Raw genomic sequence first — 13445 nt, forward strand, 5'->3', positions numbered from 1 at the left:
TTGGTTGAATGAATACGCAATTATCCGAAGCCTATTTGCAACGCTTCGGCGGCACCGCGCGGTTATATGGTCAACAGGCGCTGGCGCTGTTTTCTCAAGCTCACGTTTGTGTCATTGGCATTGGTGGCGTCGGTTCCTGGGCGGCTGAGGCACTGGCGCGTACCGGCATCGGTGCGATCACGCTGATCGATATGGATGATGTGTGTGTCAGTAATACCAACCGCCAGATTCATGCCTTGCGTCAACATACCGGGCAGTCAAAAACGGAAGTGATGGCGGAACGTATTCTGGCGATCAACCCGGAATGCAACGTCACCTGCGTGGATGATTTCATCAGTGCGGAAAACGTGGCGGAACTGCTCGACCAAAACTTTAGCTATGTGATTGACGCCATCGATAGCGTGCGCCCGAAGGCGGCGCTGCTGTCATACTGTCGCCGCTATAAGATCCCAGTCGTGACAACCGGTGGGGCGGGTGGGCAGATCGACCCAACTCGGATTGAGGTCGTCGATCTGGCCAAAACGATCCAGGACCCGCTCGCCGCTAAGCTGCGTGAACGGCTGAAGCACGATTTTAACGTGGTGAAAAACAGCAAAGGAAAACTGGGAATCGACTGTGTGTTTTCCAGTGAACCGCTGGTTTATCCGCAGCCTGACGGTTCCGTCTGCGCATCTCGCAGTACGGCTGATGGCGTGATGCGTATGGACTGTGCGTCTGGCTTTGGTGCCGCAACGATGGTTACCGCAACCTTCGGGTTTGTTGCGGTATCCCATGCGCTGAAGAAGATGATCGCGAAAATGGACAGGACAGCTGCGGCGTAAGTGCTAAAGAGCCTCTGCTATGTAGAAATAGCCTGAATGCTTCTACTTGGCGGCGGCCTCTTGTGCTGCAATGTCTCTGATTCTGGCGGCCATCGCTGTCAGCCCGCTTGAACGCGAAGCGCTGAGCTGAGCACGTAACCCCAGCGTATCAAACAGCGCCAATGGATCGTGCTGTAATAGCGTTTCTGGCGTTTTTCCCTCAGCGGCGGTTAATAATACTGCCAGTAATCCCCGCACAATGCGCCCGTCGCTGTCGCCGTAAAAATGTAGCTTGCCATCCTCTTGACGTTGATAACCCAGCCAGACACGATTTTCACAACCGGATAACGCAATATCCTCGGTTTTTAGTGCATCCGGCAGCGCTGGCAGCGCTTTTGCCAGCAAAATGAGCTGCCGATAGCGATCTTCCCATGCGCGGCAGGTATCGAAGCGCGCCTGCAACTCGGCAACGGAGATGTGGTGGCCAAAAGGATGCGTCGTGTTAGTTGATTTGGTCATGGTTTAGTCGATCAGTAATTCAAGGGCGTTGCCCACCGCAGCGATCAGCGCAGCAACATCTTGTTGGTTATTATACGGGGCAAACGAGGCGCGGAGCGTACCGCTGACGCCGAGTGCGTCCATTAGCGGCTGTGCACAGTGGTGTCCGGCGCGCAGTGCGATGCCGCTTTCGGCGAGTAGTGTCACCAGATCGCTGTGGTGTACATCGGCAATGTCAAAGGACAATACGCTGGAATGCGGGTTACGGAAACTGCGAAAACCGGGAAACTGCGCCAGATGTGTTTCGGCAATCTCTGCCAACTGCCGACTGTGCTGCTCTGCGGTGTGCCAATCCAGCGTGGTCAGCCAGTCTAAGGCCGCAGACAGACCGAGCACGCCAGCAATATGCGGCGTTCCCGCTTCAAATCGCTGCGGGATCGCCTGTGGCACGAAGCCGTCAAAGGACACTTGCGTCATCATCTTCCCGCCGCCCTGCCACGGCATCATGCTTTCCAGCAAGGCGGTTTTGCCGTACAGCACGCCGATTCCGGTGGGCGCATAAAGCTTGTGCCCGGAAAACGCGTAGAAATCGATATCCAGCGCCTGTACATCAGGTGGACAGTGGACGATACCTTGTGCACCGTCAACCACCACTACCGCGCCATAGCGATGAGCCAACGTAATTGCGCGCGCCAGATCGGGCTGACCACCCGTCACATTTGACATTTGGCCCAGCGCCAACAGGCGAGTTCTTGGCGTGATCAACGTGGTTAGCAGCTCAATATCCGGTAAGAAGTCTGAACCGATCGGTAACTTCACCACGTTCGCGCCTGTTTGCTGTGCCACCATGAGCCACGGAATAAGGTTAGCGTGATGCTCCGCTTCGCTAACGATAATCTCATCGCCCGGTTGAAGGCGAGGGCGGGCATAGCTCTGTGCGACAAGGTTGATTGCTTCCGTTGTGCCTCTGGTCCAGACAATTGAACGTGGATCGTTTGCATGGAGTAAGGCTGCGACGTGTTCACGAGCGCCTTCAAAACGCTGGGTCAGCGCCTGCGCGCCGCGATGCTGGCTGCGATGCACCGTGCCACTCTCGCTGCAATAAAACTGCTGCACTGCATCAATAACAGGCTGCGGTTTCAGCGCGGTCGCGGCGCTATCAAGATAGACCGTCGAATGTTGGAGTGCGGGAAACTGTTGGCGAAAAGTAGCAGGGTTAAACGGTGTCATTTGCATCCTCTTTTGGAGGGCAGATCCTGTCCCATTTTGTCAGGAGAGACAAGTTTAGGACTATGCCTAATCCGATTTTATGGAAAAAAAAGCAACTATTGCTACGCTTTAAAGTGTTAATTTTCAGGATTTCCTGATGCATAGGGTTAACTAGAAAACATTTAAATTCATTGGGAGCTAACTATGAAGAATAAAATTTCTATTTTTGCCGCCATCGTGATGGCGTTTTCTCTGGCAGCCTGTTCGAGTAATTACGTCATGCATACCAATGACGGACGTACCATCGTCGCAGAGGGGAAACCGAAGGTTGACGATGAGACGGGTATGATCAGCTATACCGACGCTTACGGTCAGCAGCAGCAAATTAACCGAGATAATGTGAAAGAAATGGCGAAAGGGAAGTAGTACTGTTTGCCCGTCACCTGCCAAGCCGAGCCAGATTTAAATAAGGCTATCGTGGCGTTAAGGTGTGAAACGTAAGCAAAAAAAGCACCGCAATTTGCGGTGCTACACAAAAAATCACTTTGGACAGACAGGGTAAATGTACAGGAAGTGAATAGGGTAGACTCGCTACCACATCTGCAAAAGGCAGACAAACAAATAGCAAACACAACATCACAACCACAAGCCAAAAGCACCTCAGGTCACCCATCCGCACTTTTCGTTCCGGCTCAGGAAGTTGCGCTAATATAGGTATTTGCTGGTACATCCTCAATGGACAAATTATAATGTCTCGGATTACAAAAACTAATAGATGTACCCGTCATCTTTTTGTTGCAGAGAGTCTGGTTGTTGCTGATGGTATTCATCGCTTAGCCAGCTAATTGGCTGGCGATCTTTCCCGTCATCGCCTTTCTGCATCTTAAGATTTAATGGGTACGAATGTGCCTGATAAATCGCTGACCTAGCGTAAACAAAAAGATTTCATTCATGTCAAAACGTCTACCTCCGCTCAACGCATTGCGCGTTTTTGATGCGGCGGCTCGCCATTTAAGTTTTACCAAAGCGGCAGAGGAATTGTTTGTCACGCAGGCTGCCGTCAGCCACCAAATTAAATCCCTGGAAGATTTCCTGGGGCTTAAATTATTCCGCCGTCGTAATCGTTCCCTGTTACTGACGGAAGAAGGGCAAAGTTATTACCTTGATATCAAAGAGATCTTCTCATCGTTGAATGACGCCACTCGTAAGCTGCAATCTCGCAGCGCGAAAGGGGCATTAACGGTGAGCCTGTTGCCCAGTTTTGCTATCCATTGGCTGGTGCCGCGTCTTTCGAGCTTTAACTCCGACTATCCGGGAATCGATGTTCGTATTCAGGCGGTGGATCGCGATGAAGATCGTTTGGCGGACGATGTGGATGTCGCCATTTTTTATGGTCGAGGAAACTGGCCTGGGTTGCGGGTGGAGAAACTCTACGCTGAGTATCTCTTGCCGGTTTGCTCACCGGTATTACTGACAGGGGATCACCCGTTGAAGACGCCGGACGACTTGGCGGCACACACACTGCTGCACGATGCGTCGCGCCGTGACTGGCAATCCTACACGCGCCAGCTTGGCGTGCAAATTAATGTGCAGCAAGGGCCAATTTTCAGCCATAGCGCGATGGTGTTGCAGGCGGCGATTCACGGACAGGGCGTGGCGCTGGCGAATAATGTGATGGCGCAGACGGAACTCGAAGCCGGGCGACTGGTGTGTCCGTTTAACGATGTATTGGTGAGCCGGAATGCTTTTTATCTGGTATGTCATGACAGTCAGGCAGAACTGGGTAAAATAGCCGCCTTTCGCCACTGGATTCTGGCGCGGGCGGCCAGCGAGCAGGAAAAATTTCGCTTCCGCTATGACAGCGGTACGCGCTGAGGTCGCATCGTTGACTATCGAAAATTGATGGATCGAATAATTTACGCAGGTCACTACGATAATAGGTAACTACGATGAATAGTCGTTTCATGCTGATGTTTGCCGCTATCAGCGGGTTTATTTTTGTCGCGCTAGGCGCGTTTGGTTCCCATGTCCTCAGCAAAACGCTGGGCGTTACGGAACTAGGGTGGTTGAAAACCGGCCTTGAGTATCAAGCATTTCACACGCTAGCGATTTTGGCGCTGGCGGTTGCGATGCAACAGCGAACCAATCTGTGGTTTTACTGGAGCAGCGTGTTTCTGGCGTTGGGAACGGTACTCTTCAGTGGAAGTTTGTACTGCCTGGCGCTTTCTCATCTGAAACTGTGGGTTTATGTGACGCCGATTGGCGGAGCCTGTTTTCTGGTGGGATGGATATTAATGTTGATTGGCGCACTGCGTCTGAAGATAAAGGCTGAACGCCATGAATAAAGTCATTTTGTATTGCCGCCCTGGATTTGAGAAAGAGTGTGCGGCAGAGATAACCGAAAAAGCCACGCAGCATAATGCCTTCGGCTTTGCGCGGGTAAAAGAAAACAGCGGTTACGTCGTATTCGAATGCTATCAGCATGAAGACGCCGACCGTCTGGTAAAAACGCTGCCGTTCCATGAGCTGATTTTTGTCCGTCAGATGTTTGTCAGCGGTGAACTGTTGCGCGACCTGCCGCCGGAAGACCGTATTACACCGATCGTGGGTATGTTGACCGGAGCCATTGAACGTGCCGGGGAGCTGCGTGTTGAAGTCCCTGACACCAATGAAAGCAAAGAGCTGATGAAGTTCTGCCGCAAATTCACCGTGCCATTGCGCGCCGCGTTACGCGAACATAACATTCTGTTGGGCTATGAAAAAGCCGATCGGCCGGTACTACATGTACTGTTTATTGCGCCAGGCTGCTGCTATGTCGGTTACTCTTATAGCAATAACCATTCACCGTTTTATATGGGCATTCCACGACTGAAGTTCCCTTCTGATGCGCCAAGCCGTTCGACACTTAAGCTAGAAGAGGCGTTTCACGTCTTTATTCCTGCTGATGAGTGGGATGAGCGTCTGGGCAGCGGAATGTACGCAGTGGATTTAGGTGCATGCCCCGGCGGTTGGACTTATCAGTTGGTCAAACGCAGCATGATGGTTTATGCGGTAGACAACGGCCCAATGGCACCAAGCCTGATGGAGACAGGGCAGGTAATGCACCATCAGGCGGATGGCTTCCGTTTCGAACCACCGCGCAACAATGTGTACTGGCTGGTGTGCGATATGGTGGAAAAACCCGCCAAAGTCACGAGCCTGATGAGTGATTGGTTAATTAAAGGCTGGTGTCGTGAAGCGATATTCAACCTGAAGTTACCGATGAAGAAGCGTTACGAAGAAGTGTCGCAGAATCTGGCGCTGCTGCGTGAACGCCTGAGCGAAAATGGGATTAATGCGGAAGTGCGTGCTAAGCATTTATACCATGACCGCGAAGAAGTCACTGTGCATGTGCGTCGTTTTTGGAGCGCGGTGCCAGGCCGTCGCGACGAGCGATAGTCGTGTGCTGATGCGTACCTGGAGCTATTCAGGTGCGCATCCGTATTAATCCTGCCGTGAGTAGGAGTGTGGTTGAGCGTTATTCTGCACAGGTAACCTCAACTGTTGCAGATTACCATTAAGCGTTAAATCGGTACGCAGTGTGGCAACCTGACGGCTGATTAACGCCATTTCTTTATGTTGCTCCAGCTTCTTACGCCACTTCTCTGGCACCGTATCTAACTGCTGATATAGCGACTCCAGACTTCCTGCCTGTTGTAAGAGCTGTGTGGCACTTTTAGGGCCGATACCCGCAACGCCCGGAATCTTGCTGCTGCTAATACCTGCCAGCCCCCAGTAGTCTGTGAGCTGCTGCGGTGAAACACCAAATTCCTGTTCGATAAACGGCAGATCCAGCCAGCGTTTCTGAAAGTAATCTCTGATCTGAATGTGTGGTGCCAATAACTGGCAGTAGCCTTTATCGGTCGACACAATCGTTGCCTGATGACCCGCGGATGACAGCTTGACGGCCAGTGTAGCGGCGAGATCGTCGGCTTCATTACCGGGGCTATGCCAGCTTGCTACACCAATGGTGGCAAATGCCGCTTTAATCTGCGGGAGTTCCTGTTTCAGATTATCCGGCATTGGCGTGCGTCCCGCCTTGTAGTCCGGCAAAAGTTGGTGACGCCAACTGGTATCGCGATCTTCATCATCAAAGACGGCCACCGCGTGGGTAGGCTGGCTATTTTGTATGAGCTGATGCAGCGCATGTTGGCACGCTGTGATACAGGGCGAACCTTGTACCGCATGAATGCGACGTATCAGATTGAGCGCGTCGACAATCAGCAAATGGACGGGCATCGCATCATTCCTGAAAGAAGGGGGGAAGCTAAGCTTCCCCACGTAGGTGTTGGTTGAGCGAACGGTTATGAGCAGATTTCGTAGCAGGGAATATAGGCGCTGCCGGGCAGCTTCATGCGCTGCTGTGCGACAAAGCCCTGTAGCAGGGTATCCATGCTTTTCATCATCTGTGGGTCGCCATGAATTTTGTACGGCCCGCGTTGCTCTATCGCCTGAATACCGACTTCCTTCACATTACCGGCCACAATGCCGGAGAATGCCCGACGTAGCGCGGCAGCAAGCTCTTCTGCGGGCTGATTCGGATGCAGGTTGAGATCGGCCATGTTTTCGTGGCTAGGCTCAAAGGGCAGTTGCAGATCGGGTGCAATCCGCAGTGACCAGTTAAAGCTGTAAGCGTCACCTGTGTGACGACGGCTCTCTTTCACCAGCGGCATGGCTTTCTTCATCTGACGGGCGACTTCTGCGGCGTCATTAATGATGATCGAATAGTAGCGACGTGCCTGACGGCCTAGTGTGCCAACGATGAATTCATCCAACACGCGGAAATAGTCGGCGCTTTCTTCCGGCCCGGTCAGGATAATCGGCAACACCTGCTCGCTGTTTTCTGGGTTCATCATGATGCCCAGTAGATAGAGGAACTCTTCCGCTGTTCCAACGCCGCCAGGGAAAATAATGATGCCATGCCCGATGCGAACAAAAGCTTCCAGGCGCTTTTCGATGTCCGGCATGATGATCAGTTCATTGACCAGCGGGTTCGGCGGTTCGGCGGCGATGATGGAGGGTTCGGTCATGCCGATGAAGCGCCCTTCTTTGTAGCGCTGCTGTGCGTGGCCGACGGCGGCACCTTTCATGGGGGCTTCCATCGCGCCCGGACCGCAGCCCGTACAGATATTCAGTTCACGCAGACCGAGTTGGCTACCCACCTTGCGGGCATACAGATATTCGATCTCATTAATCGAATGCCCCCCCCAGCAGACCACCATGTTCGGCTCTTCGCCGACGTGCAGCGCCTTGGCATTACGCAGGATAGAAAATACCAGATTGGTGATATGGGCGGAATTTTCCAGATTCAGATTCTGATAGCGACCTGCGCTGGCGATTTGGCCGTTGACGAACAAAATGTCGCGCAATACGGCGAATAGGTTAGCTTGCAAGGCTCGAATGATATTGCCATCAACAAAAGCGTCTTCCGGTGGGTTCACCAGTTCCAGTTTAACGCCGCGTTCACGGCGTAGCACGTTGATATCAAAGTCTTCATAACGAGACAGCAGCTCTTTGCTGTTATCTGTCTGGCTACCGGAATTCAGTACGGCGAGGGAACAGTTGCGAAACAAACGGTAGAGGTCGCTGCTGGCCGTGCTTTTCAGCATGTCGACTTCCAACTGCGATAACAAATCCATCGATCCCAATGGGCTGATATGTGTAATCAATTTTGCTCCTTGAAACGCAATATAATCGCGATGCCATGCTGGCTGCCGAGAGCACGATCCGTTGTTGCACGCTCGACGTTTCAGCACCATGGCACGAATGTCATTCATTTAAGCTGCTATGCGAATAAGTTAAATACAGCGAACCTAAATGAAACCTACTTGAGCACCGTTCAGACGTTATGGATCTTGTGTTGTCTGGTATACCACCTTAACGCGCTGCCATCATTTTTTCCAATGTTGACGCCAGTCTCTCCCCTAACTTGCGTGACGCCACGCATATACCCGTCATACTTCAAGTTGCATGTGCGTTGGCTGCGTTCAAATACTCGGCCCGTCGTGGGCCTCGCCCTGAAGGGCCGCTGCAAGCAGCGTTCAAATCTGCTCCCGGCAGATTTGTCACCCGAATCACTTACTTGAGTAAGCTCATCGGGATTCCTTCGCTTGCCGCCTTCCTGAAACTCGAATTATTTAGGGTATCTTATCGTGCGGAGCTGCGATTTATCGGTCGGTTACTGGCGCGGCAGGCGGCCATTTGGTGCATTAAACGGGTAGTTACTGCGCCACGGGTTGATATCCAGCCCGCCGCGTCGGGTATAGCGCGCGTAGACGCTGAGTTTTTCCGGCTGGTAGTAGCGCATGATGTCGTTAAAAATTCGTTCCACACACTGTTCGTGAAATTCGTTATGATGGCGAAATGAAACAATGTAGCGCAGCAGCGCTTCACGATTAATGCGGTTGCCGCGATAGTGAATTTGTACTGAACCCCAGTCGGGCTGATGGGTGATCAAGCAGTTGGATTTCAGTAGGTGGCTGACCAGCGTTTCTTCAACGACAGGGGCATCCTGTTCGTTTGTTGCCAGGTAGTCTGCGCTGAAGTCGTAACTGTCGATCTGAATGTCTTGATCGTCGATGCACTCCCCCGTGAACCCGGCTAACGGTTGGCCTTCAAGCTCACTGAGTTTGAAAAGCGTAACGCTGACGTCACCCTGTGCACAATGTGCCAGATCGTTGGCTAACGTTGTGCGTACACTTTCCCAACTGTCGAATGTCGTCTGGTTAAAGCTGTTCAGATACAGTTTAAAACTTTTTGACTCAATCAAATTCAGGCTTTCTGCATTAAGGTGCATTTCACCAACGGCTACCTGAGGCACGCCGCGGTTGTTCAGCCAGGAGAGCTCGTAGAGTGTCCAGATATCCTCGCCATGAAAAGGCAGGCTATCAGGGTAAATGCCGAGTGGATCGCGGTTCAGGCTACGTGGCACGGGTTGCAGAAGTGCAGCATCATAGTGGTCGTGATAAGGCGTGGGTTTGCCCAGTGTTAGCCCGCTTAGGGCCTGGTGCTTGTCATAAACGGACATGCTGTTACCTTGATGTGATAAGTAAGCGTGATGGCGAATAGTGTAACCTGACTAAAAGAGTGATGAGAAAAATTATGGATCATGAAGTTGTTTCGGCGCTAGCGGCGTTTACCCAGCGTTATGTTGACTGTTGGCAGCAGGAGAAGGGGCATCTGCCTGCCAGTGAAGCACTTTACGGTGTCCCTTCCCCGTGTATTGTCGAAAATCATGAAGATACGGTTTACTGGTCGCCGCAGCCTTTTGTTCCTTCAGCCGCATTGGATGGGGTGGAGCGTGCGCTGGAAATCAGTCTGCATCCAGATGTTCACGCTTTCTACACCGCGCAGTATGCCGGGGATATGGCGGCGCAGTTTGATTCACTATCTTGCCAACTACTGCAAGTGTGGAGTGAAGAGGATTTCACCCGTATGCAGGAGAACCTGATTGGTCATTTGTTAACGCAGAAGCGCCTTAAACTCACGCCGACGCTGTTTTTGGCAACGACGGATTCTGAGATGACAATGGTGTCGTTGTGTAATGTTTCAGGGGAGATCGTTCTGGAAGCGTTCGGCACGAAAAAGCGTCAAATCTTAGCCCCGACGCTGTCGGCCTTCCTTTCAAGCCTTAACCCGTTAGCAGTCTAATGGTTAATCGAATTTCACTTTCTGCTTTGTAAGAGATCTCTTACATTTGCTGTAAGAAATGTCTTATCTTTAATGTTGGAAATACGTTTCATTTTTATTTTTCCATTATTAATTAGCGAATTATAATAAAAAATAGCAGTATTGCTTAGGGTGTGATGAGAAAGATTGTCACTTACCCCTTGCCGAAAGCTGACAATTAATACATCTTATTACTTAAGTTAGTAACCGGTTACAGTGTGTGTAACAGTGACTATCGGTAACAAAATACTGTTACCGCAATCAGATTGTTTTAGGAAGAGACATTGTTTTAGGAAGAAACAGTCGTTTCAGGAAGAAGCACAGTTTTCAGGAAGAAACACGATTTCAGGATGAAATCAGGGACACCTCCAGGAAGGAGACCGAGAGCCGATTAGGAATGTCGGTGGGGCAGGAGCCTAAAGGGATTGAATCACGGAAGATACAGGATGGAAACGTCAGGACGAAAGTGGGACGCCAGCAAGGATTGTGGGTCAGGAAGACCAAAAAGGAAAAGTTTTCACGGATGAGCAGGGATGCAAATGTGTAGCGGGATAGCTATAAAACGAACGGGGGGTACTGAGCAATCAGTACCCCCAATTTTTTGCCTGTAAGACAAGTCTTTCCCTCCCTGAACGCATTGATGCTGCACCCATGCTACGAAGAAAAAATGTTTAAAACGTCATGCCTGAAGGACTGCTGAAGGTTGAGCCTGCGTCCAGAATTTGCAATTAGTCTGAAAATTTACTAATTTAGCTTTTTAGTAATTTATCGGACTATTTAGCAAAGGAAAACGCAGTGATGAAATTCAATGTAAAAATGCTGTCAGTCACGCTTGGCTTGTTTACCAGCCATGCTTTCGCACACACCGTCTATGAAAATGCACGGATTTATACCGTTAACGATCAACAGCCAACGGCCTCAGTTCTGGTCGTGGATCAGGGAAAAATTATCTATGTCGGTGGACGTGATGGTGCGAAGCCATTTAAAGCGACCGCTGCTGAGTCGGTTGATTTAGAAGGAAAAACCGTACTGCCTGGTTTTATTGAGAGTCACGCTCATCCAGCAACGGTAGCTGTGATGGAGGCGGGCGATTTTGTGTATGTTGACGGTGCGGCAACGCTGACGCAGATTCTTAGCCAATTAAAAGATTATTTAACCGCACATCCGAACGCGAACTATTTGTTGGCACAAGGATTTAACGTTGCTTCACTTGGTTTACCACAAGGAGTGCTGCCGACGACTGCTGATTTAGATACGGTGTCCACGCGTGTTCCGATCGTAGTTTATGACAGCGGCATGCATGCGGGGTGGGCGAATAGTGCAGCGTTGAAGGTTGCCCACGTCGATGCGACTACGCCTGACCCTATTCCTGGGAAACACTATTTTGAGCGCGATAACAAAGGTAATCCTACAGGCTTCATGCATGAAAGCGCGATGCACCTTGTTGTCGACGCGCAGCAATTTAACGTGGTAGAAAACGTTGCTGAGAAACTTCAACCAATTCTAAAGACCTACCACTCGCTGGGGTTTACGGCGATTACTGACGTTGGCGATACGTTTAGCACGACAGTGGCTGCCATTGCCCGCTTAAACGAGCAGGGGAAACTGAAGGTCTATTATCAGCGCGGCTATTTTTATGATGCTGCCAAATCGACCGAACAAAATATTGCCAGTCTTAACGTCCTGCGTGAAAAATATCACCAGGGCAATTTGTCGATGAATCTGTATAAGCTATTTATGGATGGCACGATTGAAATGGATTCGGGGGCGATGTACCTGCCTTATCCCAACGGCAAGGTCGTCGAACCCTTTTTAAGCCAGAAACAGATTAACGACAATGTCGCCGCGGCGTTGAAAGCGGGTTTCTCAGTGCATGTACACGCGATAGGCGATAAAGCGCAGCAGTCGATTTTAGACGCCTTTGAGGCTAACAAAAAAATTAACCCGCATTTGGCTCGCGTGATTGCCCATAACCAAGTGTTTGAGCCACAGGGTGTGCAGAAATTTGCCGCAATGAAGGACAACCTATTCCTGCAAACGACACCAAACTGGACGGTGGTCAATGAAAAAGATGAGACCAAATCCAAAATTGGTAATGACGCTTATCACCACCAATATCTGCTCGGGCAAGCTGCGCGTGAGGGTGTCGCGGTAACCTTCGGTTCAGATTATCCCGCCAATACCTTTGATGCAGTGAACCCGTTCAGCCAGATGTATCATGCCATCAAACGCGGCCAGCCAAATGCTGGCTATCTCCCCCCAACTGAGGCGGCAATGACATTCGCTCAAAGCTTGCAGGCTTATACGATTAATGGGGCGAAGCAGCTTGGTATCAGTGAGATAACTGGGAGTCTTGAGAAAGGGAAAAACGCGGACTTTATTATTGTGGATACCGATATTGGCGGTGCAGACTTGGAAAAATTGAAAAATACCAAGGTGTTGGCAACCTATTTCAAAGGGGAAAAAGTGTACTAAGGCACACGGTATCCAATATACTTTGGCCGCGTGGAAAGGCAGCAACCGCATGAATTCCCCGGAAGCTGCCATTTCCCCAATAGCACGAAGCCTATGGATGGGCCGGATAATCATATCAACGCACCTGTAACCCGAAATGTGTCGGGTAGGTCGTGTATGCGGTGATTGGATTTCATTGCCTTGGCGATTGTGAACGATTAGCCCATTTGTAGGATATTTCACATGCATCGATTAGATGAATTAGGCAGACAGCTCAATCACCTCGATAACTTGTTTCAACAATGGATGAAGAAGCTGGGTTTTAATCAGAATGCCTTTGCGGTTCTGCATTCTTTGGCTGTATCTCCAGATGGAAAATGTACGCAAAAATATATTTGTGAGCGATGGAGCTTGCCTAAGCAAACGGTGTTTAGCATCTGCAAGTTATTCAAAGAACAAGGTCTGATTGACATCGCTGAAAGTGAACACGACAAGCGAGAAAAGGTCCTGACGTTAACTGAACTGGGGAAAAAACGCACTCAGCCGATTTTGACGCAATCGCAGATATTAAGTGAACGTGCTTTCGGGGCTTTGGGCCAGGAACAAACGCAGCAGCTTTTCGCCAATTTAGAGGGATTCTGCAGGGTGTTTGAACAAGAAATGGATAATGTTTCAGGGGCTAGTGAGTAGTCGAGCGGCCTTCTTTTACTGGCGATTGGGTCAGCTTGATATCAATGCTATGCTTGCCGCCATTATTGTTGGCTTCAAGGGCGAGAA

13 protein-coding genes are annotated in these 13445 nt (G+C 50.6%); 8 read left to right on the forward strand and 5 right to left on the reverse strand.

Annotated features, from left to right (window positions below):
* Positions 1 to 8: 8 nt before the first annotated feature.
* On the forward strand, positions 9 to 821 hold the full coding sequence (gene tcdA, locus E2566_RS05250; protein WP_107171142.1) for a tRNA cyclic N6-threonylcarbamoyladenosine(37) synthase TcdA: 813 nt from the start codon (positions 9 to 11) through the stop codon (positions 819 to 821).
* A 42-nt stretch (positions 822 to 863) separates the two neighbouring features.
* Here tcdA and csdE read toward each other — a convergent pair whose 3' ends face one another.
* Together csdE and csdA are read right to left on the reverse strand one after the other, a co-directional pair.
* Positions 864 to 1319 (reverse strand): cysteine desulfurase sulfur acceptor subunit CsdE, encoded by a 456-nt coding sequence (csdE, locus tag E2566_RS05255; RefSeq protein WP_107171141.1) that lies wholly within the window; start codon positions 1317 to 1319, stop codon positions 864 to 866.
* A 3-nt stretch (positions 1320 to 1322) separates the two neighbouring features.
* Positions 1323 to 2528, reverse strand: coding sequence for a cysteine desulfurase CsdA (csdA, locus tag E2566_RS05260; protein ID WP_107171140.1), 1206 nt, complete (start codon positions 2526 to 2528; stop codon positions 1323 to 1325).
* Between the two features lie 183 nt (positions 2529 to 2711).
* Here csdA and E2566_RS05265 point away from each other — a divergent pair, with 183 nt between their 5' ends.
* The 4 genes from E2566_RS05265 to rlmM all read left to right on the forward strand — a co-directional run bounded on the left by E2566_RS05265 (position 2712) and on the right by rlmM (position 5945).
* Positions 2712 to 2933 carry a YgdI/YgdR family lipoprotein gene (locus E2566_RS05265; RefSeq protein ID WP_005975888.1) on the forward strand — a complete coding sequence of 74 codons (222 nt, stop codon included), beginning with the start codon at positions 2712 to 2714 and terminating at the stop codon, positions 2931 to 2933.
* Positions 2934 to 3458: 525 nt separating this feature from the next.
* A complete protein-coding gene (locus E2566_RS05270) occupies positions 3459 to 4382 on the forward strand; it encodes a transcriptional regulator GcvA (protein WP_107171139.1) in 924 nt (307 codons plus the stop codon).
* 74 nt (positions 4383 to 4456) lie between these two features.
* A complete protein-coding gene (locus E2566_RS05275; RefSeq protein ID WP_107171138.1) occupies positions 4457 to 4852 on the forward strand; it encodes a DUF423 domain-containing protein in 396 nt (131 codons plus the stop codon).
* Positions 4845 to 5945: a 23S rRNA (cytidine(2498)-2'-O)-methyltransferase RlmM gene (gene rlmM / locus E2566_RS05280; protein WP_107171137.1), complete on the forward strand. Its 1101-nt coding sequence runs from the start codon at positions 4845 to 4847 to the stop codon at positions 5943 to 5945. Before E2566_RS05275 ends, rlmM begins: the two co-directional genes overlap by 8 nt.
* A gap of 45 nt (positions 5946 to 5990) precedes the next feature.
* Here rlmM and xni read toward each other — a convergent pair whose 3' ends face one another.
* The 3 genes from xni to queF form a co-directional block, all read right to left on the reverse strand.
* Positions 5991 to 6785: a flap endonuclease Xni gene (xni, locus tag E2566_RS05285; protein WP_107171136.1), complete on the reverse strand. Its 795-nt coding sequence runs from the start codon at positions 6783 to 6785 to the stop codon at positions 5991 to 5993.
* Positions 6786 to 6850: 65 nt separating this feature from the next.
* Positions 6851 to 8215, reverse strand: a complete 1365-nt coding sequence (gene ppnN / locus E2566_RS05290; protein ID WP_107171152.1) for a nucleotide 5'-monophosphate nucleosidase PpnN — start codon at positions 8213 to 8215, stop codon at positions 6851 to 6853.
* Positions 8216 to 8724: 509 nt separating this feature from the next.
* Positions 8725 to 9573: an NADPH-dependent 7-cyano-7-deazaguanine reductase QueF gene (gene queF / locus E2566_RS05295; RefSeq protein WP_107168755.1), complete on the reverse strand. Its 849-nt coding sequence runs from the start codon at positions 9571 to 9573 to the stop codon at positions 8725 to 8727.
* Between the two features lie 74 nt (positions 9574 to 9647).
* Between queF and syd the strand changes: the two genes are divergently transcribed.
* The 3 genes from syd to E2566_RS05310 all read left to right on the forward strand — a co-directional run bounded on the left by syd (position 9648) and on the right by E2566_RS05310 (position 13358).
* The gene (syd, locus tag E2566_RS05300; RefSeq protein ID WP_107168756.1) at positions 9648 to 10196 is read left to right on the forward strand and encodes a SecY-interacting protein; all 549 of its coding nucleotides are present in this window, start codon (positions 9648 to 9650) and stop codon (positions 10194 to 10196) included.
* Positions 10197 to 11012: 816 nt separating this feature from the next.
* Entirely contained in the window at positions 11013 to 12689 is a 1677-nt protein-coding gene (locus E2566_RS05305; protein ID WP_107168757.1) for an amidohydrolase, read from the forward strand.
* A gap of 222 nt (positions 12690 to 12911) precedes the next feature.
* Positions 12912 to 13358, forward strand: coding sequence for a MarR family winged helix-turn-helix transcriptional regulator (locus tag E2566_RS05310; protein WP_107168758.1), 447 nt, complete (start codon positions 12912 to 12914; stop codon positions 13356 to 13358).
* Positions 13359 to 13445 lie beyond the last annotated feature (87 nt).

The sequence above is a fragment of the Pectobacterium punjabense genome (assembly GCF_012427845.1).
Taxonomy (GTDB): domain Bacteria; phylum Pseudomonadota; class Gammaproteobacteria; order Enterobacterales; family Enterobacteriaceae; genus Pectobacterium; species Pectobacterium punjabense.

Bases quoted from the DNA above. Each gene is read 5' to 3' on its own strand.
- csdE (WP_107171141.1), bottom strand. From the start codon at position 1,319: ATGACCAAATCAACTAACACGACGCATCCTTTTGGCCACCACATCTCC.
- E2566_RS05275 (WP_107171138.1), top strand. From the start codon at position 4,457: ATGAATAGTCGTTTCATGCTGATGTTTGCCGCTATCAGCGGGTTTATT.
- csdA (WP_107171140.1), bottom strand. From the start codon at position 2,528: ATGACACCGTTTAACCCTGCTACTTTTCGCCAACAGTTTCCCGCACTC.
- tcdA (WP_107171142.1), top strand. From the start codon at position 9: ATGAATACGCAATTATCCGAAGCCTATTTGCAACGCTTCGGCGGCACC.
- E2566_RS05305 (WP_107168757.1), top strand. From the start codon at position 11,013: ATGAAATTCAATGTAAAAATGCTGTCAGTCACGCTTGGCTTGTTTACC.
- E2566_RS05310 (WP_107168758.1), top strand. From the start codon at position 12,912: ATGCATCGATTAGATGAATTAGGCAGACAGCTCAATCACCTCGATAAC.
- rlmM (WP_107171137.1), top strand. From the start codon at position 4,845: ATGAATAAAGTCATTTTGTATTGCCGCCCTGGATTTGAGAAAGAGTGT.
- queF (WP_107168755.1), bottom strand. From the start codon at position 9,573: ATGTCCGTTTATGACAAGCACCAGGCCCTAAGCGGGCTAACACTGGGC.
- E2566_RS05270 (WP_107171139.1), top strand. From the start codon at position 3,459: ATGTCAAAACGTCTACCTCCGCTCAACGCATTGCGCGTTTTTGATGCG.
- syd (WP_107168756.1), top strand. From the start codon at position 9,648: ATGGATCATGAAGTTGTTTCGGCGCTAGCGGCGTTTACCCAGCGTTAT.
- xni (WP_107171136.1), bottom strand. From the start codon at position 6,785: ATGCCCGTCCATTTGCTGATTGTCGACGCGCTCAATCTGATACGTCGC.
- E2566_RS05265 (WP_005975888.1), top strand. From the start codon at position 2,712: ATGAAGAATAAAATTTCTATTTTTGCCGCCATCGTGATGGCGTTTTCT.